This window comes from Streptomyces sp. NPDC088733, from assembly GCF_044751185.1.
Lineage (GTDB): Bacteria > Actinomycetota > Actinomycetes > Streptomycetales > Streptomycetaceae > Actinacidiphila.
In genome coordinates, this window is the sequence record NZ_JBIVLH010000043.1 from 1 (window position 1) to 23,599 (window position 23,599).

Below are 23,599 nucleotides of genomic sequence, written 5' to 3' on the forward strand. Positions count from 1 at the left end.
TCCACGGCTTCCTGCTCACACCCCACGAACGGCGGAATCGTCGCACCGGACACGCCCACCAGAGACGATTCACATGATCGTGTTACGAGCTCTAAAGATCCAATTACCCGTTCGCTGCATACAGTCAGCGTTTCAATCAAGAAGTGCAGGCGATCATGCGCTCCATGGGGGCAATAGTTACACCGGGTACTCGCATGAGTACTCGCCGAGTCGTGCAGATGGTCGGCGTCGCGCTGATGGCAGCGCTCGCTCTCGTCATGGGATCCGGGGCGACCGCGTTCGCCGCGCAGCCGGGCGAAGAGACCTACCCGCACCAGCAGTACGAGAACGGTGCGCCTCTCCGGCACCGGGGCTTCACCGAGGCCCGCGACCTCCGGGATCTCGTCCAGGTGTGGCGCGGTTTCGACAACGACAACATCTGGGTCTCCATCAACAACGGCGCGCCGATGCAGTGGCCGGGCGCACAGTCGCACGCGGCGCCGCAGATCGTGTGGACGGCGTACGGATTCCGCGTCTACCACACCGGCACGGACGGCCACATCTACTATGCGGGCCTTTCCACGGACGCCTACGGCCACATCACGGCGCTGGGGAGCTGGCAGCAGGTCCCCAACAACGTCGTCACGCCCAACGACTCCCCGCCCGCGGTGACCTCGCTGTACCACGCTGGTGACGTCAACTCCGAACTCGACCACGGCGGCGAGTCGGTGTATCTGGCCTACCGCGGCGCCAACAGCACCCAGATCTACGGCGCGTTCTTCTACGGCGTGGGAAGCAACCGCTACCCCAACAACTGGCACGCGCCCACGGCCATCCCTCACGCGACCAGTGAGGTCGCTCCGTCCCTGTCCTACCACCAGTCCTGGAACCGCATCGTCATGGCGTGGGCCGGGGAGGACCTGCACACGTGGGCCGCGTCTCAGATCGTCGGTCACAGTGACTGGTCCGCTCCGGAGCAGATCGGCACGATGCAGACTGTCACCAGGCCCGCCCTTGTCCTGACCGACAATGGTGGGGGCCAGATCGCGGTGGTTCCCTACGCGAACGGCTGGAGCGGCGGCACCACGGAGCTGATCAGCATTTTCAGGGACACGTCACGTGCGTCGGGAATCGGCTATGCACTGTGGACCGGAGAGATCACCGGGAACAACTGGTCGAACCTGTTCCTGTCGGCGATCGAGGACGAGGCCTACTTGAACGCTACGGACTACCGGGGCCTGGGCTACTACAAGCACACGTTGACGTTCAACGGATCGCCTCAGAAGCGGCGGTGAGCATCGCCGGTGTCCACTCGGTGACCGATCCCCATCTTGAGCGGGGGTGCAACGCCTGATCAGTGGCCTCCTACCCTGACGGTAGGGGGCCGCTGCGGCGCCGACAGCTAGACTCATCGGGTAGCCGCTGGTTCTGGGCCGGGCCGACCAACATCGTGTTGGAGGGCCCCATGACCTGCCCGCTGAAGATCCATGAGCTGGCCCGTTGTCGATGTCGTCTTGCCGCAACCACTTCGACAACGTGACGGGATGGATACCGAGCTCCACAGCCGTCTGTGTGGCCTGCTTGCCGGCGCGGATCAGCGCGATGGCGCGCGCCCGGAACTCCGGAGGATCGCCCGGAACTCCGGAGGATAGGGACGAGGCATGACGGCCAGCCTTCCGTGAAGGGCTGTCAGTTAGCCACCAGAACTGGAACCTGAAAGGCGGGGCAGGTCAACCTGCCCGTGCCCCTCTGGCCTTCCGTCGCCATCGGTAACCGTGCTTGCCACGCGTGTGCTCCCGCCGTCCCCAGCCCATCAGTCGGTCATCCCCAGGCTCCGGTCCGTGCCGCGTGCGGCGAGCGGGCGGCACTGCCGGCATGACATCGGCAGGGCGGCGATGCGGCAAGGACCGGTGGTCGCTTTCGCATACGGTCGCATCAGCTACAGGCGGCGATCCGCGGACGCGGTGGCGGCGGCTGGTTGCGGCTCGCACGGCGCCGAGGACGGCGGCTGCGGGCCCTGCGGCAGCCACACCGAAGCGCCCGGTCCCGGCGGGTGCCGCGCACCAACCTGGTGGCGGTCCGCCGTCGCGACACCGAACCCCCTGCGGGTGCGGGAAACGCACTTGAGGATTTCCGCAACCCCATCATGCAGGACACGGCCCTAGACCGGGCAAGCGCTCAGAAAATATAGAATCCCAGCGTCAACCTTCTGGCATTTTTTTACCATCACTGCGAGTTGATCGCGGATGGCCGTAAGGCGACCCGTGGCGCCGATAGGACATGGCTGAAATGCGCCATGGCAAATCGGCGACAGGTTCGCTTCATGCAAGGGATGATTTCAAGACCTTGCAGATGCAGGAGAGGCTCGCTCATGGCACGAACCTCCTGGTGGGGTGTTGACGCCAACAGCATGAGCGGCTTCCGCACGTTCTGCAGACGCGGTTCGGAATCGTGCGAGGGGATAGCCCTGAACGATCTCGTCCCGAAGTCTTAATGCCGACAATTCGGTCGGGGTCGCGGCGGCGCGTCATGATGGTCGCTTTCGACACCCAACCCGAATGCCGGAATGTCAGAAGGGATAGAAATACCAGTGAAACGAATCCGCCTTTGGGTGGCGATATCGACGTCGGCCATCGTTGCGGCGGGTGCAGTCACGCCCGCCACGGCTCAGGTTCCGTCGGCGACCGCGGCACGTACACCGGCGCCGCAAGACCGCACGGTCACCGTGCGGCTGATCACCGGCGACCGGGTCACCCTCAGCGACGCGCCGAACGGCAAGAAGGCAGCATCGGTACAGCGCGCGCCGGGCCGTGAGCACGTCCTGTTCCAGATGACCGAGAAGGACGGCGCGCTGACGGTGCTGCCCTCCGACGCGGCGCCGCTGGTCCGCACGGGGCTGTTGGACGAGGGGTTGTTCGACGTCGCGGGCTTGGCGGCCCAGGGGTACGACGAGGGGCACAGCGGCGCCCTGCCCCTGATCGTGGCAGCTCCCAAGGGCCCGGCCCGTTTGGCGGCCGAGCGGGTGGACGCCCTCGCGGAGTTCCAGGACGACTCGGCCGAGCCGCGGCGACTGCCGAGCATCGGCGCCCAGGCGTTGCGCGTGGCCGACGAGGACCTGACCGCGTTCTGGAAGCAACTCGCCCCAGCGACGGGTGCGGACGTGGCGAGCGTCGCCGCGGTGACCCCGAAGGTCTGGCTGGACCACAAGGTGCGTCCCACGCTGGACCGCAGCACCGCACAGATCAACGCGCCTGCCGCCTGGGCAGCCGGCCTCCACGGCGAGGGCGTCAAGGTCGCTGTCCTCGACACCGGTGCCGACCGGACGCATCCGGACCTCGCGGGCCGTGTCAGCGAGGCGAAGGACTTCAGCGACAGCGGTTCCACCGACGACCACTTCGGCCACGGAACGCACGTCGCCGCCACGGCCGCCGGCAGCGGCGCCGCCTCGGCGGGCCTGCGCAAGGGCGTCGCGCCCAGCGCCGACCTGCTGATCGGCAAGGTGCTCGGGGACGACGGCTCCGGCAGCGAGTCCCAGGTCATCGCGGGAATGGAGTGGGCCGCGGCGGAGGGCGCCAGAGTCGTCAACATGAGCCTTGGCGCCGACATGCAGACCGACGGCACCGACCCCATGAGCCAGGCGGTGAACGAGATCTCCCGCAGCAGCGGCGCGCTCTTCGTCGTGGCTGCGGGCAACGCCGGCGAACTCGGCACGATGACGGTGGGCTCGCCCGGCGCGGCCGATGCCGCCCTCACCGTCGGCGCCGTCGACCGCGACGACTCGCTGGCATCCTTCTCCAGTCGTGGCCCGCGCTTCGGCGACAAGGCGGCCAAGCCGGACATCACCGCTCCGGGCGTCGGGATCGTCGCCGCGCGCGCCGCCGGTACGGCCATGGGCGACCCGGTCGACGACCTGTACACCGCGGCGAGCGGTACGTCCATGGCCACGCCCCACGTCACCGGGGCGGCTGCCCTGCTCGCCGGTCAGCACCCCGACTGGACGGGTGAGCAGCTCAAGGACGCGCTGATCAGCACCTCCCACACGGTGTCGGGCCAGGTGCCCACCGAGCAGGGCGGTGGCCGCGTCGACGTCAAGGCGGCGTTCACCTCCCCGGTCACAGCCACCGGCACGATCATCCTGGGCCCGTTCGACCGTGACGCGTCCCCGGTGCAGCGCGCGGGGGTGGTCCGCTACTCCAACAACTCCGGCAACGAGGTGTCGCTGAACCTGCGTGCGGCGCTGACGACCAAGAGCGGTACGGAACTCCCGGCGCAGACGCTGACGCTGGGTTCGAGCACCGTCCGCCTCGCCCCGGGCGCAACCGTCGAGGTACCGGTCGGAATCGACCCGGCGAAGGCGGGTCGCGGCTCCTTCTACGGCTACGTCACCGCCACGTCCACCGGCGGCGTCTCGGTGCACACCACGCTCAGCCTCTGGGTCCGCGCCCCGATGCACACGATCACCACCACGTCCTACGGACGCGACGGTGAGCCCACCGTGTGGGGTTTGCTGGACGTCTTCGGCGGGGACACCGAGGTCCGGTTCACCGATATGGGGGTCGCCGAGGTGGAGGAGGGCACCTATCAGATTGCCGGCACCCTTCTGGAGGGCGGAGGCGCTGACGGCGTCCGGGTAATCCAGGTCATCAACCCCGAGGTGAAGGTCACCAAGGACACAACCGTCACCCTGGACGCGCGCGAGACCAGGCTGCTGCGCGTGCGCACGCCCAAACCCGCCGAGCGGCGCAACAACCTGACGTACCAGATGTACCGGAAGATCGACGGCGTCGAGCAGACCCAGGGCATCTACTACGAGGACGGCGGCGGGGACGTAGACCTGTACGTGAATCCCACGTCCAAGGTCAGCGAGGGCGCGTTCGAGTTCACTTCCCGCTGGGAGATGACGGCTCCCGAGCTCAGGGTCGAGGTCCGCGGCGCGGACTTCCGCATCGAGCCGTTCTACGCCAAGCAGTCGCTTCCGTTCAAGTCCCAGGGTGAGCAACTGGTCGCCGTGGACGCGGGGACCAGGGACAACCCGGACCTGCGGCCCGGCACTGTGCGGGGCAAGCTCGCCGTGATCCGTGACGACTACGCGATGGAAGGGGACGACCTCGCGAAGACCGCCGCTAAGGCGGGGGCCAAGGGCATTGCGATCGTCCTGCCCGAGGGTTTCCTTGCTTGGACCCGCTGGAAGCCGATGAACACCCGCACCGCTGTGCCTGTGATCAGGATGACCGCGGGCGACGGAGCCAATCTGCTGAACCACATCAAGAAGCGCACGACCGTCGTCAATGTGACGGGGACAGTGGAGAGCCCGTACCTGTACGACATCGCGTCTATCTGGCAGCAGTCCATCCCGAAGGACGTGACGTACACCGTCACGGACCGCAACACCGCGCAGGTCAAGGCGTCCTACGCCAACAACGGGCCACTGCACTGGACCAGCGAGCAGCGCTTCAGCTGGCGCCCCTACGCCGAGTTCGCCTGGGAGACCTCACGCTGGGCGCCGACGGACAAGTCCCGCACGGAGTACGTTACTTCCGGCGACACACAGTGGATGCACGTCGTCGACTTCATGACCGGCCCCGAGCAGTACTGGAGCGGCCCCCTGGTGTCGGGTCTGTGGGACGCTCCGCGCACCTTCACGACAGGTGAAAAGGCCACCGAGCAGTGGTACAAGGCCGTGGTGCGGCCGTCCATCCCGCGCGGCTGGAACCGTCCCGCCGTCCGCAACGGTGACGTTCTCAGCCTGTCGATCCCGGAGTACACCGACGCGGTGGCCGGCCACTGGGGCCGCAAGGAGGTTCCCCCGGCGGACGGTGGCATCGGCGCGAGGGCCGGGACGTCCGCGGCGGGGGACGATCCGTCCTACAGCCACGGCGACACCGTATCGGCAGTCCTCTACCGCAACGGCAAGCGGGTCAGTGAGGCCGCGGACGCCTGGAGGGACTTCTCCGTCCCTGCTGGGACGGCCGACTACCGCTTGGATCTGACGACCGCGCGCGAGACCGAGTTCTGGCGGACAGGCACAAAGACCTCCACGTCCTGGACGTTCCGCTCCGGTACCGCTGCGCGGGAGACGCTGCTGCCGCTCCTTCAGGTCGACTACGGCCTCCGCGCCGACCTGGACAACACCGTCGACGGCGGGAAGCGGCACGACGTCGACCTGACCGTCAGGAACCAGGACGGGCTCGTCGCCCCCACGGGGGTCAGGTTGAACGTCGAGGTTTCCTTCGATGACGGCAAGAGCTGGAACGGGCGGGTCCGCGTCAAGGACCGCGGCCACAACCGGTTCACCGCCACCATCGACCGGCCCGACCACCCGCGAAAGGGCGGCGCGTTCGTGACCCTGCGCGTCACCGCCACCGACAAGGCAGGCAACACCGTCCGGCAGACCGTGGAACGCGCCTACCAACTCCGCTGAGACCGCACACCCGGCCGGCACGGCGGGTGCCGGGGGCCAGTGCCCCCGGCACCCGTCGTCGTCGCACGTACCCCCCTCTTCAGCCGGCTCCCCACCACTTCGGCCGACGGGTGTCGTTGAGGTGACGGCCGGCCTTGAGGCGTTCCCACAGGTCACCTCCTTCCGGAAATCCCAGGGCACCGTACCCGGTGTCCGCTCGCGCACACGGGCCCGGGACGGGCCCGTTGGACGCGCTGCCCGCCCGCGAGGGGAAGGCCCTGGGCGCCTACACCGTCGTCCTCGTCGGGGCACCGTGCCCCGGCGCCCCCCTCAGCCCTGTCGTGTCACCTGCTGGGAAGCCATGCCCGCCCCACAAGAGCAACAATCCCCGCACCGCCCTGATCGAGGCCCGTGGCGATGGGACGTTGCTGGTGGTGGGTTGTTCTCGGAGCGGGTGAAGCAGGCTGCAGCTGGTGTTGTCGTACTTCGCACAGCCGTTGAACGGGCAAGGGGACGTGCCCGCCGCATAGGCGACGATGCGGATCGGACGCAGACGCGCACCAGTTCGGTCTCCTTGAGCGCCTTCCCGTCGCGCGGATGCTGGCCTCAAGCGCTGTCATCAGCTCACCCCCTCCACGACCGTGAGAGCCACGCCGGACGAAGTAACTGATTAGGGGCGGTACGAGGTGAACGGGTCATTGTGGACGTGCCGTTGACGTCGGGCCCCGCGTAGGGGGCGGATCAGGGGGTCAGGGTGACGAAGGTGTCCGCGATGCGGTCGGCGTCGGTCGGGTGGGAGGCGATGGCGATGATGCGCCAGGTGCCGGAGGCGTGACGCCGGACCTCGAAGTGGACTCCGAGGCGTTCGATCTCGGTGTTGTCGGCAGTACGGCGCGACCAGATCACGTCGATCCCGGCGGAGTGCGAGCTGTAGGCGATCACTCGGCTGTCGGGAACATCGGTGTGGGTGTATCCGGCGGCCCGCAGCGGCTCCTGCTGCGCGGCAAGGTAGACCAGTACCGCGTCCGGGTCGGTGCACCAGTCGTACAGGGCGCGGGCCGGGTCGGGGTCGTCCCTTGAGACGTTGAGCGGAGGGACCCAGAAGTCCAGAACGACCCGGGGATCGGCGGAGGGGTCCGCAGCCACGGCGGTCCAGGCCGGGAGGTACTGGTGGAAGAACCAGTCTCGGGCCTCCTCGGCCGCACGCGCCACGTTGTCCTTGTACTGGCCGAGGTCCACTTCGTTCCTTCGCCCTCCTCGCACCCCGGGCACGAGCCTGGCCCGGGCCCGGGATTGCCCCGACGACATTCTGACAAAACGTCAGACAAGAGGAACCCGACCCGCCGACCCACGCCGGGAGCGGCCGCCGCACCGGCCGCACGACCGCGTGTTCCTCTGGACGCCATCGTCCGTGCAGGCAGGCCCTCGGGGCGTGCGCGGGCATCCGGCGCGGACCTGTGCGTGACGACGAGAGAGGCGGACAGCGAAAAAGGCCCGTATCCCCATCCTGATCTCCCGACGCTGTGTACGGGGCCCGCACTGGCCAGTCGCTCCGTTGCGGGTCACCGTCGCTGGCGCGAGGCGATTCCGACGGCTGCCAGTGTGACAAGGGCTCCGAGCACGGTCAGCACAGAGGGGGATTCCTTACCGGCCGGCACCACAAGGTCGAGGGTGAGGGATCCGATGAGCTGTCCGGCGATGGAGCCCATGCCGAGGAGTAGAACTCCGACCTTGCGTACGAGGTGGGCGGATGCCGCGATGAACACAACCCCGTAGGTCCCGCCCGCATACAGCCACGGGTCGGTGGGCAATGTCTTGGCCGGGCTGGCATCCGCGAGGGTCTTCACTGTCCAGATCGCCGCGAGGAACAGGGTTCCCACACAAAAGTTGAGCCAGGTCGCGGGCAGAGGCGAACCTGACACTGCGCCGGACGCACCGTTCATCGCCTGCTGAAAGCCAAGCAGGAAGCCTGCGACCAGTGGGGCGAGCCCTGGCAACAGAGCTGTCCATGCTGCCGCTGACACGCGCGGTCAAGCCCACCCGCGGCCTGGCGGTCCTGGCGCGTGGCCGTCGTAGTGACCTGGGCCGGAACCCGCGGCGTGATGCCACTGGCCGCAGCCCTGTCCAAACCGCTCACCACCGACAGCGGCACCGCACTGACCGGGCGCCCACTGCTCTTGGTACTGACCACCGCCGTCGTGGTCTTCGCCTTCGTCGTCCAGGGCCTGAGCCTGGCCGGCGTAGTGCGCCGCTCCGGGCTGGTATTGGAGCCCGAGCACACCGCCCGCGAGGAAGCCGACATCCGGGACACACTCAACCGCGCAGGCCTTGCCCATGTCGACGAACTTGCCACTCTGGAGGTGATGCCCGAAACCGTCGTCGCCCGCGTTCGCAGCGGACTCAGCGCCCGCCTCGAGCAGAGCACCGACAGCTCCGACGGCAGCAGTCTGGACGCCGCCTACCGACAATTGCGGAAGTCGGTGATCGCCGTCCAGAGCGCAGAACTGCACCGCCTCTACGACGAGCACCGCATCAGCGACACCACCCGCCGCCGCCTCCAGCACGACCTCGACCGACAAGAAGCCGCACTCGGCAGGCAATGAAGGGGGCACCGCCGAAATGCGGTGATCGGGGGTTCGTAGGCCGCCGGCGAGGTGTCCCCTACGTACTCTCGTCCCAGGTCTGGGCGTCGAACCGGGTCAGGGGTGAGCGACGACGGCCACCGGCGCGATGCTGCGATGCAGAACCGCGTGAGTGACCGGACCGATGTGGCTGCCCACCGCCGAGCGGCGGATCCTCCGGCCGACCACGACCAGGCTGGCGTTGGCGGAGGCGTCCACCAGGTGGTCCGCCGCCCGGCCGATGACCTGGTGAACATGGACGTCCACATGGGCGTACTTCAGCAGCCACGGGTGCATGGCCTCGGTGAGCGCCGCGTCGCGTTCCGACGTCGCCGCCTTGATCAGATCCCCCAGGACCGTGCCGGGGCCGTGTACGTGCGGCGGCAGGGTCCAGCCGTGGACGACCTGCAGGCGGGCAGCCCGATCTGCTGCGGCATCGAAGGCGAAGGCGAGCACGTCCTCGTGGGGCCGGTCCAAGTCGAGGCCGAGGACGACGTCCCGGTACGCGGTGGTGGCCGATGCCAGCCCGTCGGCATCTGGCAGGTGCTCGTCCTGGGGGCCCTTCCCGGCCCTGACGAGGACGACCGGGCGGTGCACGGCGGCGATGACCCCCAACGCCACGGAGCCGACGAGGAAGCCGGTGATGCCGTGCAGGCCGCGGGAGCCGAGCGCCATGACCTCGGCCTGGTCGGCCGCGGCCGCGAGGACCGCCACCGGCTGCCCGGAGATCTCCTCGGACGTGATCTCCAGCCGTGGGTACCGATGGCGCAGGGCGACGGCCGCGTCCCGGGGTACAGCAGCGGCCCAGGCGCGAACGGCGACCGGCCCGGCAAGCGGTGCATTGGCGTACGGCTGCCATTCCCAGGCATGCAGCAACCGCAGGGGCAGGCCGCGCAGACCGGCCTCCCTGGCCGCCCAGTCGGCGGCCGACAGGCTCTCGGCCGAACCGTCCAGGCCGGCGATGACAGGACGGAGCATACGATGACCCCCTCACGGAGAGTGGCCAGCAGGCGCGGCCCTGATTCCAGCGTGCCCGGCGGACGCGGGGGCCGCATGGGCCGCAGGTCCCCTCGCGGGACCGACCGGCCCATGCGGCGAACAGGAGAACTCACGCGAGTTCCGACTGGTTGCCGTACACGCCAATGGCCCAATCGCCGCAAAGGCCCGGGGACGTAGGGTCCCCGGGCCCGTTGACCGGGACGTACGGGCGGGCTCAGCGGAGCCAGGCGTGGTCGTGGATGAGGGGCAGCCGGGCCCAGACCCTTCCCAGGCCCCAGGTGGCGCCCGCAGAGCCGGCGGCCAGCGCGATCAGCACCACGGCGTAGACGACGTGGTAGTCGACGAACGGGTTGCTCGACATACTCGGGGACCCGTCGGCCAGGTGCTTCGCAGGCGGCCATTCGGCGATCCACATCATGGCCATCAAGGCGGTGCCGGCGACGGCAGCGAGCCGCAGAGCCACACCGCTCATGACGGCGATGCCTACGCCGAGCAGCCCGAGCATGAACAGCCAGTCCACCCAGCCGGCGCCGGCCCAGCTGTGGAACGTGGATTGCATCGGCCCTGCGGCGACACCGCTGAGGAATCCCTTGGTGGGAGAGCCGCCGTCGATCCAGCCCTTGCCGGAGGCGGTGGCGTAGCCGAATCCGAAGGTCTTGTCGAGGAAGGCCCACAGGAAGACGAAACCGGTCAGGACACGCAGGCTGGCGAAGACGTACGCCTGTGTCGCTGTGCCGGTGGCCTCCTCACCGGATGTCGGCACGGCTCCGGTCTCGTGCAGAGACGGAAGGCGGAGGCCGGTGCGCCGGTGGGGGTGTCCTTGGATGGCCATGATGCTGATCCCTTCGGGACGGTGCACGGACGATGGATGGTGGCGTCGTTCTTGTGTCCTCACTGTCCCGCTGTACGAAGGGCACTGCCGTGGGCCGAAGGCCCATTCCACGAGGGCCGAACAGCCCTGCCGCTTGGGCTTGTTGGGTGGACGACGTCTGGACAAGGCCGACCTCCCAGGTGACGGGCCGCCATCGGGCTGTGGGCGGCGCTCAGTACGCCAGGCGGTGGATGAGCCACGGGGAGCCGTGGTCGACGATGGATGACCGGCTTGTCGCGGGTGAACAGGGCGTTGTACTCCGGGTCGGCCATGCCGTGCGGGTGCTCGTCGTTGGGCAGCAGTCGTGCCAGGTCGACGATGTCGATGACGTGCACGGCGAGTTCCGGCCGGTGCCTGCGCGGCAGCGAGGGCGACAGAGCCGGAGCGTTGCCGAGGGAAGGCGTCGGCTCCGGTCAGCCGTGCGGGTACCGACATGCCCTGCGCCCCCGGATGTCCGCGCCGTCTCAGGTCTCCGGGCCAGGATGGGCGCATGCCGAAGTCACAGAGGTGGCACAGGACCCTGCCCGGAGTCGCGGTACTGACCGGGTACCGCAGTTCATGGCTGCGGGGTGACATCCTGGCGGGCCTGACGGTCGCTGCGTACCTGGTACCGCAGGTCATGGCTTACGCGGGCCTGGCCGGGGTCCCACCGGTTGCGGGGTTGTGGGCGGCCCTGGCACCGCTGCTGCTGTACGCGGTGCTGGGGTCGTCCCGGCAGATGTCCATCGGCCCGGAGTCGACGACCGCACTGATGACGGCAACAGTCGTGGGGCCGCTGGCCGCGGGAGACCCCGGGCGGTATGCGGTGCTGGCAGCCGCGCTCGCTGTAGTGGTCGGGCTGCTGGCAGTGGTCGCGTGGGCCGCACGGGTGGGATTCGTGGCGGACCTGCTCTCGCGGCCGGTACGAGGTACCGACGAAACGGGCCTCCGGAAGTGACGAAAGTCGCTCCCGGGGCCCGCTTCTCGCGTTGATCTAGGGATCCGCAGGTCGGGTTGGCTGAACGTAACGTCCCTCACACGTCGAAGCCCCCTCGTCGGCCGTCACAGGTCGACGAGGGGGCTTCCGTGTTGAGGTGATGTCCTGGGTGTGATGCCTGTCACTCAGGTGGCGGGCGTCAGGTGGCCGATCGGGGTCCAGGTGCCCAGGGGCTTCGTCTTGCGTCTGCGGTTCGTGCGCCTGACGGGTCGTTCCCCGCTGAGGGCCAGGCTGTCCAGCCATCTTGTGATCTTGCGTCTGTTGGCGTGGGCGATCTGGAACACAAGAAGGATGGTCTGGGCGGCGAGGCCGCGGATGGGCCGTGACCGCGAGGACTCGATGGATTCGGCGAGTGGGCTCTTGGCGAAGCCGTTGAAGCCTTCGACGCTGTTGCGGAGGCGGAAGTAGATCTTCTGCCACTGTTCATCGCCGTAGTCCAGGGCCTGCCAGTGCTTGGCCCCTTCTTCTGGGGCGAGGGTGATGGCTCGCTGGCGGCAGACCTTGACGGGGCCGGTCGGGCTTGGCTCCGGGTCGACGAGGGGGAGCTGGATGCCGCGGCCCAAGGAACGGGGCTTGAGGGGGCACTGGACCTTGCCAGCCTCTGCGGGGCACATCATGCGCTGGTGGCCTTCGGCGTCCTGCCGTTCTTTGGGCATCAGGCGGTAGGGCTTACGTGCGGCGATGCGCGCGGTCCAGGTCTCGCGGTCGATGCGGCCGGCGTGGAGGTCGCCGGTGGCGTCGATGAGGGCCTGGGGCATGGAGGGGCAGTACCAGGTGCCTTCGACGAGGATTGCTCCTTGGGTTCCGCCCTGGTTGCCGAGCTGGTCGACGCGGTAGTCGTAGACGGGCTGGTAGCCCAGGGCCCGGACGGGCAACTGCCATTCGGCCGGTTCGGAGTTGTTGTAGGCGCGGTCGCCGGCGAGGTAGCCGGGGGCGTAGCCGCGCTTCTGGAGCCGGGAGATCGTTTTCAATCCGTTGTATGCGGGCCGCTCTCCGGGCTTGTCCAGGCAAAGACCGAGGACGAGTGCCGGGGGGACCTCGGGATCGGGCGTGCCGTCGTCTAGGAGCGGCTTGTCGTGCCGGGTGTCCCTGGTGACGGCGAGATGGGCGTCGAAGCCGAAGAGGTAGCGCTTCCTCAAGGAGGGCTTCTTCTGCGGGATGCCTGAGAGCTTTCGCGACTTCCGGGAGGGCTCTGCGTCGTCGGCGAGGGGCGAGGCGTCTGGGTCGCGGTGGTCGCCCTCTCGTACGTACCAACCGGCATCGGGGTCGGTGGACAGTTCAGGCCCGTTGGTGCGGCGGCCGCGGGCGTAGGTACGCACGGGAGTCGCATCCACGGCTACGCCGCCCGTCAGTTCGGCGAGCAGATTCTTGAGCGGGCCCACGGACGCGTCGAGTACGAACTCGGTGAACAAGGCCAGCCGATGCTCGCGCGCTGCGAGATCCGCGGGGTCGGCCGTGTCGATGAGCCTCTGGGCCTCTTGGCGCGTGAGGTGCTTGTTGGGAGGCAGAGGCGATGGGTCCATTGCGGTCTTCATGGCGTGGAACAGACGGCGTACGACGGCGTAGGCGGCCTCGAAGCCCCAGTCGTTGTCCTCGTAGTCAGGGATTTCGAGTTGGGTGCGCATGGCCGGGCTGAGGCGGAAGTAGAGGACGTCCGTGGTCCGCTCCAGGATGATCTTTCCGCCGGTGATCTGGCAGCACAGGTGGAGACCGATCAGCAGGGTGCGAAGGCGGAGCCGGCGATGGCGCCCACGGGGGAGGTGAACAAACTCTTCCAGCAGCGGGACGAGCGAGCTGCCGTCCACTTCTTCGATGGCGGGCTCGACGTCCGCGTCGGATAGGTGGTTGCGCTGGACACGCATGGCTGCCAGCCGCGCGTGGCGGTCCTTTGCCGCTGTCCGTCCGCCCGTCATTGCTCGCCTCGCAGAAGGGCCGCGGCGTCCGTCGGGGAGACCCCGGGCAGGAAGGGGAGGATCCGCGACAGGCCGTGGAGCGTGTCCACACCGGCGGCTGCGACGATCACGGTGATCGGGAGCCGCTCCTCGAAGAGCTCCAGCAGCCAGGTCGCGCGCAGGCGGCCCATGACCAGGCGTGGAAAGTCGTGGCTGCGCCGCGTGCGGGATAGGAAGTTCGTCACGGTGTTCGTACCGCGGCTGTGGCAGTTGGGCCGGAACAGATAGCTGGCGGTCCCAGGGTTCTCCAGACGCTCGGCCGCGGCACCCAGGACGCCCTCCCAGCGCCTACGGCACACGATGAGCCGCTCCCGGCGGCCGCGGGTGGCCACGACGACGGCTCCTGCCCCGCTGAGGGGCCGGCGTACGTCGTGAGCACGCAGAGGGATGATCTCGGGCGAGTCGAGGCCTGCACCGGCTCCCAGGGCCATCAACGTCTTGCAGCCCCAGCGCAGTTCATCGGTCGGCTGGCTGCCGGCCCAGCCCCACAGGTCGGCCAGTTCGGTGCGGCTGTAGGGACAGTTCGCGGTTGAGGCGGAGAGCTTCGCGGGAGCGCCGGTCAGGCACTCGCCACCGATGACGATCTCGCGCAGGCGTAGCAGCCGTGTGCGGTAGTTCCCGCGCGTTCCTGCCCCGACCTGAGGGCAGCCCACGGCGATGAACCGCTCGATGACCTCGCGCGAGAGCCAGACCTCCGCCGTGGCCGGCAGGCCTTCGCCGTTACAGAAGAGAGCCAACTGCGCCAGCGCCGTGAGCAACTCGCGCGCCTTGTAGGGCGTCAGCGGGTCAGCAGCCAGGACCACGCGGCGCACCTCGTCGCCGACGCGGCTCCACCCCGCGGGGGAACCGGCCGGACGATAGGAGTTGATCCGTTGACTCATCACATGCCGCCACACCAGCACCCCAGCGGACGGGGTGCTATTCGAATAACATCTATCCGAGGTGGAGGCCGGACGCGACTTGGGAGGACCGGATGAGTCAGACTGCACTTCATGCCGCAAGGAGATGCCCGCAGACTGCCACCGCGTGCTTATCGCATCAGCGGCACATGGCCTGAGGCCGTCATGGAGGAACACCACGGGGCCCGTGTCGCCCAAGCGCTTGCTGCCAAGCTCCAGGCCGCGATCGACGGGAAGCAGTGGTCCGTTGCCGAACTCTCCCGTCAGAGCGGCGTCGCGCGGTACACGATCACAAAGGCCCTCGCGGGGGAGGCGTGGCCGGACTTGTTGACGATCGCGAACCTCGAGAAGGCGCTCGACGTGGATCTGTGGCCTGGGCGCGGTGTATGACGTACGCCCGGTAATCACGCGCGCTCCGACGGCAGCGGTGGGCAGAGTCATTGAATACGCGAGATCGAACATGAGGTGGTCATCCCTTCGGGGGAAGGGCGGCACCATTTCTCGTAACCCGCTACCGGCGGCACGCGGCCGTCCGTAAAGTGAAGCGTGGCACGAACTGATCCGGCTCTGTGGAAGGTTCTCGGAATGTTCGTTGCTGTCGGCCGCCACCAGAGGCGTAAGTCCTGGTGGCGGCCTTCCTTTTACGCGCTCTCGCCAGGAGTGGTGCCTGTGCCGAGCACGCTAGCCGTGATCGACGTTGTACTGGTAAAGCGCACCGGGGTGCTTGTGGAGAATGCCGGCACGCCACATGTCGTCCATAGCGACGCGGAGAGCCTTCTCGTTTCCGTCCTGCAAGGCGGCAACGACCTGGGCCACCTTCCAAATGCGGCTGGGGTCCTGGACCAACAACTCCTTGACGAGCTGCTTGCGAGTGGGGCCTCGGGAGCCACTTGAGCCGGACTCCTCGTCCGGATCGCCGTAGTCGGGCGAGTGTAGGTCGTCTGCCTTGCGCTGATCAGGCACTCCGTTGCGTTTCCAGTCCTCGAAGGTGTCCTTCTGCTTCTTGAGGTGACGAACGTGTCGCAACCTTTGGCGCACCTTGAAGAGATCTTTTTGAGTTGCTTCCTCCTCCTGTTCGAGCATCTTGACGTACTTATCCGGATCGCTGGCGTACTCCGCCCATGGAAGGTCCTCAATCATGTGAGAACGGTATCCATGAGAAGGCACAGGGGAACCCCTTCGCAAGGGGTAATTCACCCGATGTGGCGACAAGATCGAGTACCTCAGGTGAGGTGTACATAGAGCGCTGCAAATTACCTGTGCCCCTGTTTTTGGCCCTGTCTGCATTTTTCCTGTCTCGAGGCACGGGTGACACAGGGGCAGGTTTGTTGGGTTAGCTAGCACAGTGGGCTGTGAAACCATTCCGCCTCGCCAATTGGACAGGTTGTGTGCCAGGCCTGATTTTCCAGGACGTGAGGCCTGTTTCGTTGAAGGCATCTGCGTGTGTATGTCTGTTGAAACCTGCTGCGCAAGGTCGGGTAGGGCTGGGGGCGGCAGATGGGTAGCTGGTGCGGCGTTTGCGTACAGGGCTGGATTCACAGCGCCTGCCAGAATCGACCGGCCCGTGTTGATGTTGCGATGGACTTCTGAAGGTCGGGTCAGGAGGACAGGTCCTGGTGGGCGGATGTTGTCTGAACAGTCCTGGGCCATGCCGACGGCAAGCCTGTCGACCTCTGGTCTGCCCGTCTCGACTGCCGCGTCCTAGTGGTTTGGGGGACAGGCCTGTGTAGGAGTTTCCTACTTGAGCTGTCCCCCACGGCAGCCAGACATTGTCGCGAGCCCGTGTAGGCAGGGCCGCTTCGAGAGAAGGTGGCTCCCGTACCGGGTGTACCGCGGTTCCTCAGGGAAGCCCCTGCCTCGGCGCCTTCATCAGTCAGGACCGGCAGGGTACGCGCAGACTATTGCCACTCGAGGGTCAAGGGCCCGTCAGGTAGCCATCCGTCCCAATAGCCATCCACGACATCCGGTAGCTCTGGCGGTAGGACGCGAGTCCCAGGCTGACGCAGCTGTGCCGGAGTCCACCACCTGGCGGGTTGGGTGGGATCCGCAGCCGCGATGTGTCTGATGAGCTCCGCGGGTAGGGGGCTCTCCGGGATGGCCAGGAGTAGTCGCCTCTCAACCCGGTGGCCTGAGGAGGGATGGGGATGCGACGCCCAGATGTGCCCGACCACAGATCCAAAGTGCACAGCGACGGTCCCGGCGGTTCCCGCCTTTGTGAGAGCCGACGCTGCGGACCCGTACGAGGCTGGGCTGGTCGTCTGGCCTGCCATGGGTGACCAGGACCCTGCCCGATCAACAAGTAGGACAGTGCGCCGGCAGCGGTCCAGCAGAGCAACAAGCGCAAGTCTTTGAAGGCGAGGCCCGGGAATCAGCATGTGGCTAGCCTGAGGGCATGTTATTCGAATCGCATTCCAATTGGTGCATACGGGTGAGGGGGCAGTCGGCGGTTATCGGAGCCGGAGGTTATCGTGGCCATCCTGTGCTCGTTTGTGTGTTTCGTCGCGAAAGTGAGCCGGGTGCTGGCCCTGCCGGAGCAGACTTCTGGGCATGACGAACAAGAACAGTGGTGTCTCGACCGACGATGCCTTGCGCGCCATGCGGCGCATCACCGGCCGTCGAGTCGAGGGCGATCGCGCCGCTGATGCTTCGGCCCTGGATGGTCGGACGCAGGAACGTGTCCGGGCGCTTACCCAGCTACTCGGCCGAGACTCAAGGGCGCGAGGACGCGGCCACGAAGATCCCATGGATGATTTCTCGATCATGCGCTGGTGGCTGCTGCAGCAGGAACACGAGGCCATCCAGGACGCTCTCGAGGCGGGAGAGACATGGGAGACGCTGGCGGGCTCGCTCAGCCTCGGGTCGGCGAACGCTGCCAAGGAGCATGCACAGCTTTTGGAGTGCGTCTTCGGCCCAGAAGAGGCGTCGCACGGGACGGACTAAGCAGGCCAGGCGGCTCGGACCCAGTGGTAGTGCGCCGTGCCTCCGGCGGGTCAGGTTCCGAATCGCCCCAGCGGCTCTTCTTCTAGCTGCTGGCGTACGGGTGTACGTACCTGCCTTTGTTGAACGGGGTGAACCAGGAGCCGAGATCCATCGGCGCGATGCCCAGGGACGCTGTCTCCGGGGCCTCGTCGATGCCGTCCATGGAGTCGTCGTAGAGCCACTCGAAGTCCATGTCCTCGTAGACGCCGTTGGCGAACACGTCGAGTGCCGACGACACTCCCGAGCTGAGAAGGCCGTGCGTGTCAAGAACGACGCTCGCCTCCCGTAGCAGCAGCTTCAGGGCCAGCTCTTCGGCGACGCAGCTGAGCTGTTGGAATGTGCCTTCCGTGAATCGGGTCGTCATGGCGAGGGCTGTCACCAGGAAACGGCGGGTGAACTGAGCGTTGTATTGGAGGGCGTAGCGGCCAGGCAGCTCATCCAGCAGCCACATCATTCCCTCGCACTCGGCGACGTTGCTGTTCTCATGGCTCAGGGTCTCGGCGTCCTGGAACAGTTCATCCACCAGCAAGCTCGTGCCGTACACCAGGGCGCCGGCCGCGAGTTCGGCGTCGCTGGCGGTGGTGCTGAAATCCTCGTCGTAGGTCGACTCCGGGTCGCCGTCCTGGAGCTCCTCTTCGGTTAGGCAGCCGAACATCCCGGGCCCGAACGCCCGAAGCTCGGTGGCCATGGACCGCATTGACCGTTCAGCTTCTTCGGCGTCTGCCTGGGCATCGAATGGCTCCGTTTCGGCTCCAGCCTGAGGCGACTGCCCGAGAATTGCCCGTCGGGCCGCAGGGTCGTCAGGGGGAGCATCGGGTCCATCCGCGGCTTCCAGGCTCTCGCGAGCCAGATCAGGGTGGAGCTCGACCGCACACCGCTCGATGGTCCAGTCAGCCAGGAGCTCTGACCTGTCCAGGAGCTCGGCGACTGCCGCGGACACGGATTCTTCGGCGAACTCCAATGCCGGCGCCTCCACGAACACCTTCACCATGGCCCCGCCGGGGTGGACGGCGACGATGCTGTCGAGGAGGTCGACCTCGATGCCGTCCGGTCCTTCGATTGCTTCGATCGCATCGAAGCCCTCTTTGAGCAGTGCCAGCGCCCCGGTCCGGTGCAGGGCGTCCATCTCCGCACCGCCGGCGGGAATGCGGGTATCCACGGTCACGACGTACACCACCCCGCCAGCCTGCCAGGCCCACGCACACTGTGAGGCCGATTCTGTGAGTCCGGCGGGAGCGCACCGGCCCCCGCGCAGCGGAGCAACTCGTCCGGGCTTGGCCGCGGGTCTCCGCGATAGGTCCACGAGTCGTGGCATTGCTGCGTCAACGGTGCCTTGGCAGTGCTCGACGGAGGGGGTCGCCGCGTGAGCACAACCCCACGCTGGAATGGGTGCTTGCGGAGAAGGCTCATTCCGGCAACTTGGCTGTAGCGGATGCACCCTCAGCCATCCGGGTGCACGGTAGGAGTGCGGCCCCGCTCGCACACCCCGGCAAGTCCATTGCCCGCGCAGCGGGACCGCCCACTTTTCCGCTGGAGCGCCCAGCGAAATCTAGTGTTGGAGCCGTATCCGAACAGGGAGAAGCGGTGCTCGCAAGCGTTTCCGCCGATGAGCACGCTGATCGCGTCGGCGACGCTGTGCCACAGGGCTCACTCCTCCGCCACGCTGGCGCTCTGGTCCGTGCAGCACTCGACCGCCGGGTTGTCGGCGAGGTTGCCCGGGCGCAAGTCCTCCGGTCGCCCAGAAGCCGTTCGCCCTGCGGTCCCGGCAGGTCAGGCCGCGGCCAAGTGCGCCGGGACGCCGGGGACGCTCGCGCCCCCGGCGGGGTCGAGGGTGCCGTCAAAGAAGGAATCCTCGATGCGGTCATGGTCGTAGAACCACTCGAGGCGCCTCAGATGGAATCGGGGCCCCGGGTGGGGTGCAAGTGCGGGACGCAGTGGTCGGCGGGGCCGATGCCGAAGCGTGGGCCAGGCCGCGAGACCACCGCGCAGCCTGGGGGCGGGCACGGTGGACGCGGGGCAATTCACCGCGTCCGCCACGTACACCGGCCGTCCCGCTGCGGCGGAGGGGGTCGTCATCCTTGCCGGTCTCCGGGCTCGTGCTGCTTCCGGCCGGGGAGCATCTCCTGCACCTTCGCCTTGAAGCCCTGACGGACCATGGCGGCCCGGTCGGAGTCGCCCTTGAGGACGGAGGCGGCCGCGGCCTCGATCTGGTCCAGCGTGGCGTGCGGCGGGATCGGGGGCACGGCGGGGTCGGTACGGAAGTCCAGGACGAACGGCCGGTCCGCGGCGAGCGCCCGCTGCCAGGCGTCCTCGACGTCCGCGGGCTTCTCCACCCGCAGTCCGTCCAGACCGATCGAGCGTGCGAAGTCCGCGTACCGTACGTCCGGAAGCGACTGCGAGGGCAGGAACTGCGGGGCGCCGGACATGGCGCGCATCTCCCACGTGACCTGGTTGAGGTCGCCGTTGTTCAGGACGGCCACGACCATGCGCGGGTCGGACCACCCCTCGTAGTACTTCGCCGCGGTGATCAGTTCGGCCATCCCGTTCATCTGCATCGCGCCGTCACCGACCAGGGCGACCGCGGGCCGCTCCGGGTGGGCGAACTTGGCGCCGATGACGTAGGGGACCCCCGGACCCATCGTGGCCAGCGTGCCGGACAGCGAACCGCGCATGTCCGCGCGCATCCGCAGGTGGCGGGCGTACCAGTTGGCCGCGGACCCGGAGTCTGCCGCCAGGATCACGTCGTCGGGCAGGAGAGCGTCCAGGGCGTGCACGACGTGCTCGGGGTTGATCGGATCGGCCTCGACGGCCGCCCGCCGCTGCATGACCTCCCACCAGCGGGCCGTGTCCTTCTCGATCTTCTTGCGCCAACTGCCGTGCTCCTTGCGCTCCAGCATCGGCAGCAGCCGCGCCAGGGTGCGTCGCGCATCGCCGACGAGGTTGACCTCGAAGGGGTAGCGCAGCCCGACCATGAACGGGTCGATGTCGATCTGCACCGCGCGGGCCTTGCCGAACTCCGGGAGGAACTGGGTGTAGGGGAAGCTGGAGCCGATGACGAGCAGGGTGTCGCATCCGTGCATCAGCTCGTAGCTCGGCCGGGTGCCGAGCAGGCCGATGGCGCCGGTCACGTACGGCAGTTCGTCGGACAGGGCGTCCTTGCCGAGCAGGGCCTTGGCCACGCCTGCGCCCAGGGTGTCGGCCAGCTGCTCCACCTCGGCCCGCGCACCCCGGGCGCCCTGGCCCACGAGGATGGCGACCTTCTCGCCGGCGTTGAGCACCTCCGCGGCCAGTGCCAGGTCCGCGTCGTCGGGTACCGGTGCCGACGCGGACATGCCGAGGCTGGAGGGCACCATCTTGAAGGCGTGTTCGGGCTCGGAGTATGCGAGTTCCTGGACGTCCGCCGGAATGATCACCGCAGTGACGGTTCGCCGGGCCTGGGCCGTGCGCATGGCCCGGTCGATGACATTGGGCAGCTGCTCGGGAACGGTCACCATCTCGACGTACTCGGACGCGACGTCCTTGTAGAGGCTCAGCAGATCGACTTCCTGCTGGTACGAGCCACCCATCGCGCTGCGGTTGGTCTGGCCCACGATCGCCACCACCGGCACGTGGTCGAGCTTCGCGTCGTAGAGCCCGTTGAGCAGATGGATGGCACCGGGCCCGGAGGTGGCAGCGCACACCCCCACCCGTCCGGAGAACTTGGCATAGCCCACCGCCTGGAAGGCGGCCATCTCCTCGTGCCGGGCCTGCACGAAGACCGGCTTGTTGTCCGCCCGTCCCCAGGCGGCGAGCAGTCCATTGATGCCGTCGCCGGGATAGGCGAAGACGTGCTCCACATCCCATTCCCGCAGGCGCTGCAGGACGAAGTCCGAGACCTTGATCGACACGGGGTTTCCTTCCTCTGTCGTCGGTGTTGCCGGCTGTCAGCGGCGCCTCAAGGCCGGGCCGAAGGACCGGGCCCCCAGGGCCGCTGCGGGCACGCGTCCGTCCCGCCGTGACGCTCGGGCCGCTCGGCGAGGCGTCCGCCCAGGGCAGGTGCACGCCGGTCGCTGCCGCTCTGCTTGATCTGGGGTGCGGCATCTGAAGCCGTCGGCGAGCCCGACGGCCTCGGGGGGCCGCGGCCCGCACGACGGGCAGAACCGCCCAGCTCACCCACCGCCATGGGCGCCGGGCCGCAACAGCCCTCGTCAAGCACGTCCGGGCCCGGACCTGCCAGGGATCAGTTCGCGGTCCGCGTCGTCGGTCAGTAGGGCGTGCTGGCGGCATTACGGCCCCATTGGTGCAGCGCCCGCCCAGGCTCGTCCCACCGCCGCGCCACAGCAGGGGCGCGCTGAACCTGGCGCACACGGCATGGCCGCGGCACCGACGTCCGGGGTTTTCGGCACCACGAGACCGTTGGGCACCTGGCGGTAGTTGGATCCGTCGGTGGTGTGCGCGCCCCGGGTGCCGCCGTTGAAGCGCACCTCCCCGTCAACCCGCTCGCGCAGTGCCCGTTCCAGCGGGGGTGCGTCCAGGCCGCGGTCCGGCCCGCTGAGGGTCTCCGCTCCTCGCGCATGCGTGCCGCCTCCCGCCCGGCCGGGCGGCCGAGTGCCGCCCCAAGGGTCGGCTGCCCGAAGGCCGCGTTCCCTAACGCTCCGGGCGCAACGGTCCACAGGCGGTTGGCGGGCCGTCCCTCGGGTACGCGACCCTTCCGCCCCGACGGAGGTCCATGTCCGAGAGGAGTGATCGACCATGCGCGCGACCGTGTGGCAGGGAAAGCGTGACGTGAGGGTCGAGACGGTGCCCGACCCGCGGATCGAGAAGCCGACGGATGCCGTCATCCGCATCACCTCGACCGGCCTGTGTGGCTCTGACCTGCACCTGTACGAAGTCCTGGCGCCCTACATGACACCCGGGGACATCCTCGGCCACGAGCCCATGGGCATCGTGGAGGAGGTGGGCGCCGACATTACCGATCTCGCTCCCGGTGACCGGGTCGTGGTGCCGTTCCAGATCTCGTGCGGCACCTGCTACATGTGCCGGGAAGGCCTGCCCACGCAGTGCGAGACCACGCAGGTCACCGAGTTCGGTTCCGGTGCCGCGCTGTTCGGCTACACCAAGCTGTACGGCAGGGTCCCCGGCGCCCAGGCCGAGTACCTGCGGGTGCCGCAGGCCCAGTTCGGGCCGATCAAGGTTCCGGACGGGCCGCCCGACGACCGCTTCGTCTACCTCTCGGACGTCCTGCCCACGGCATGGCAGGCCGTGGAGTACGCCGCAGTGCCGGCCGGCGGTTCCGTCGCCGTGCTCGGTCTCGGACCGATCGGCGCCATGAGCTGCCGCGTGGCACGCCATCTGGGAGCAGGCCGCGTGATCGGCATCGACCATGTGCCCGAGCGGCTCGCGCGGGCAGGGCAGGACGGGACAGATACGTACGACCTGAACGACTTCGACGACGCGGAGGAGCTGGTCGCCGCCGTCCAGGACGCCACGGACGGCCGCGGCCCGGACGCCGTGATCGACGCCGTCGGCACCGAGGCCCACGGCAGCACGTTGGGCAAGACGGCGCAGCAGGCAGCCGGCCTCCTGCCGCGGGCCTGGGCAGCCAAGCTGATGGAGTACGCGGGCGTCGACCGCCTCGGCGCGCTCCACCTGGCCATCGACATGGTCCGGCGCGGCGGCACCGTATCGGTGAGCGGCGTGTACGGCGGGATGAGCGACCCCATGCCGATGATGACCATGTTCGACAAGCAGATCCAGCTGCGCATGGGACAGGCCAACGTCCACCGCTGGAGCGACGAGATCCTGCCGCTGCTCAACGACGACGACCCCTTGGGCGTCGACTCCTTCGCCACCCACCACATGCCGCTGGAGCAGGCGGCACAGGCCTACGAGATGTTCCAGAAGAAGGCCGACGGTGCCATCAAGGTGCTGATGCGTCCCTGAG

Annotated in this window: 15 protein-coding genes and 2 pseudogenes; 7 read left to right on the forward strand and 10 right to left on the reverse strand. The window is 68.1% G+C overall.

The window, feature by feature from the left end:
- The first annotated feature begins 194 nt into the window (after positions 1–194).
- Complete coding sequence (locus ACIP64_RS39965) at positions 195–1,274, forward strand: hypothetical protein (protein WP_401597374.1); 1,080 nt, start codon at positions 195–197, stop codon at positions 1,272–1,274.
- Positions 1,275–2,704: 1,430 nt separating this feature from the next.
- The gene (locus ACIP64_RS39970; RefSeq protein ID WP_401597377.1) at positions 2,705–6,400 is read left to right on the forward strand and encodes a S8 family serine peptidase; all 3,696 of its coding nucleotides are present in this window, start codon (positions 2,705–2,707) and stop codon (positions 6,398–6,400) included.
- Positions 6,401–7,120: 720 nt separating this feature from the next.
- On the opposite strand, the gene ACIP64_RS39975 is transcribed toward ACIP64_RS39970, so the two are convergent.
- Together ACIP64_RS39975 and ACIP64_RS39980 are read right to left on the reverse strand one after the other, a co-directional pair.
- The gene (locus ACIP64_RS39975; protein ID WP_401597379.1) at positions 7,121–7,618 is read right to left on the reverse strand and encodes a hypothetical protein; all 498 of its coding nucleotides are present in this window, start codon (positions 7,616–7,618) and stop codon (positions 7,121–7,123) included.
- Between the two features lie 323 nt (positions 7,619–7,941).
- Positions 7,942–8,376, reverse strand: a complete 435-nt coding sequence (locus ACIP64_RS39980) for a DMT family transporter (protein ID WP_401597382.1) — start codon at positions 8,374–8,376, stop codon at positions 7,942–7,944.
- A gap of 66 nt (positions 8,377–8,442) precedes the next feature.
- On the opposite strand from ACIP64_RS39980, the gene ACIP64_RS39985 reads away from it, so the two are divergent.
- Positions 8,443–8,982: a hypothetical protein gene (locus ACIP64_RS39985; RefSeq protein ID WP_401597385.1), complete on the forward strand. Its 540-nt coding sequence runs from the start codon at positions 8,443–8,445 to the stop codon at positions 8,980–8,982.
- Positions 8,983–9,078: 96 nt separating this feature from the next.
- On the opposite strand, the gene ACIP64_RS39990 is transcribed toward ACIP64_RS39985, so the two are convergent.
- The 3 genes and pseudogenes from ACIP64_RS39990 to ACIP64_RS40000 form a co-directional block, all read right to left on the reverse strand.
- The gene (locus ACIP64_RS39990) at positions 9,079–9,978 is read right to left on the reverse strand and encodes a universal stress protein (RefSeq protein ID WP_401597388.1); all 900 of its coding nucleotides are present in this window, start codon (positions 9,976–9,978) and stop codon (positions 9,079–9,081) included.
- A 235-nt stretch (positions 9,979–10,213) separates the two neighbouring features.
- On the reverse strand, positions 10,214–10,831 hold the full coding sequence (locus tag ACIP64_RS39995; RefSeq protein ID WP_401597390.1) for a hypothetical protein: 618 nt from the start codon (positions 10,829–10,831) through the stop codon (positions 10,214–10,216).
- A 214-nt stretch (positions 10,832–11,045) separates the two neighbouring features.
- Positions 11,046–11,235, reverse strand: a pseudogene (locus ACIP64_RS40000) (hypothetical protein); the annotation flags it as partial.
- A gap of 125 nt (positions 11,236–11,360) precedes the next feature.
- On the opposite strand from ACIP64_RS40000, the pseudogene ACIP64_RS40005 reads away from it, so the two are divergent.
- Positions 11,361–11,774, forward strand: a pseudogene (locus ACIP64_RS40005) (SulP family inorganic anion transporter); the annotation flags it as partial.
- A gap of 197 nt (positions 11,775–11,971) precedes the next feature.
- Here ACIP64_RS40005 and ACIP64_RS40010 read toward each other — a convergent pair.
- Together ACIP64_RS40010 and ACIP64_RS40015 are read right to left on the reverse strand one after the other, a co-directional pair.
- Positions 11,972–13,708 (reverse strand): hypothetical protein, encoded by a 1,737-nt coding sequence (locus ACIP64_RS40010; RefSeq protein ID WP_401597392.1) that lies wholly within the window; start codon positions 13,706–13,708, stop codon positions 11,972–11,974.
- A gap of 47 nt (positions 13,709–13,755) precedes the next feature.
- The gene (locus ACIP64_RS40015) at positions 13,756–14,679 is read right to left on the reverse strand and encodes a hypothetical protein (RefSeq protein WP_401597395.1); all 924 of its coding nucleotides are present in this window, start codon (positions 14,677–14,679) and stop codon (positions 13,756–13,758) included.
- Positions 14,680–14,862: 183 nt separating this feature from the next.
- On the opposite strand from ACIP64_RS40015, the gene ACIP64_RS40020 reads away from it, so the two are divergent.
- Positions 14,863–15,087 (forward strand): multiprotein-bridging factor 1 family protein, encoded by a 225-nt coding sequence (locus ACIP64_RS40020; protein WP_401597397.1) that lies wholly within the window; start codon positions 14,863–14,865, stop codon positions 15,085–15,087.
- A 291-nt stretch (positions 15,088–15,378) separates the two neighbouring features.
- Here the strand turns inward: ACIP64_RS40020 and ACIP64_RS40025 are convergent, their stop codons facing one another.
- Complete coding sequence (locus tag ACIP64_RS40025; RefSeq protein WP_401597399.1) at positions 15,379–15,837, reverse strand: hypothetical protein; 459 nt, start codon at positions 15,835–15,837, stop codon at positions 15,379–15,381.
- A 1,407-nt stretch (positions 15,838–17,244) separates the two neighbouring features.
- On the opposite strand from ACIP64_RS40025, the gene ACIP64_RS40030 reads away from it, so the two are divergent.
- A complete protein-coding gene (locus tag ACIP64_RS40030) occupies positions 17,245–17,637 on the forward strand; it encodes a hypothetical protein (RefSeq protein ID WP_401597402.1) in 393 nt (130 codons plus the stop codon).
- Positions 17,638–17,719: 82 nt separating this feature from the next.
- Here the strand turns inward: ACIP64_RS40030 and ACIP64_RS40035 are convergent, their stop codons facing one another.
- Together ACIP64_RS40035 and ACIP64_RS40040 are read right to left on the reverse strand one after the other, a co-directional pair.
- A complete protein-coding gene (locus ACIP64_RS40035) occupies positions 17,720–18,853 on the reverse strand; it encodes a hypothetical protein (RefSeq protein ID WP_401597405.1) in 1,134 nt (377 codons plus the stop codon).
- Between the two features lie 895 nt (positions 18,854–19,748).
- Entirely contained in the window at positions 19,749–21,563 is a 1,815-nt protein-coding gene (locus ACIP64_RS40040) for a thiamine pyrophosphate-requiring protein (protein ID WP_401597407.1), read from the reverse strand.
- Positions 21,564–22,407: 844 nt separating this feature from the next.
- On the opposite strand from ACIP64_RS40040, the gene ACIP64_RS40045 reads away from it, so the two are divergent.
- On the forward strand, positions 22,408–23,598 hold the full coding sequence (locus tag ACIP64_RS40045; RefSeq protein ID WP_401597410.1) for a zinc-dependent alcohol dehydrogenase: 1,191 nt from the start codon (positions 22,408–22,410) through the stop codon (positions 23,596–23,598).
- Position 23,599 lies beyond the last annotated feature (1 nt).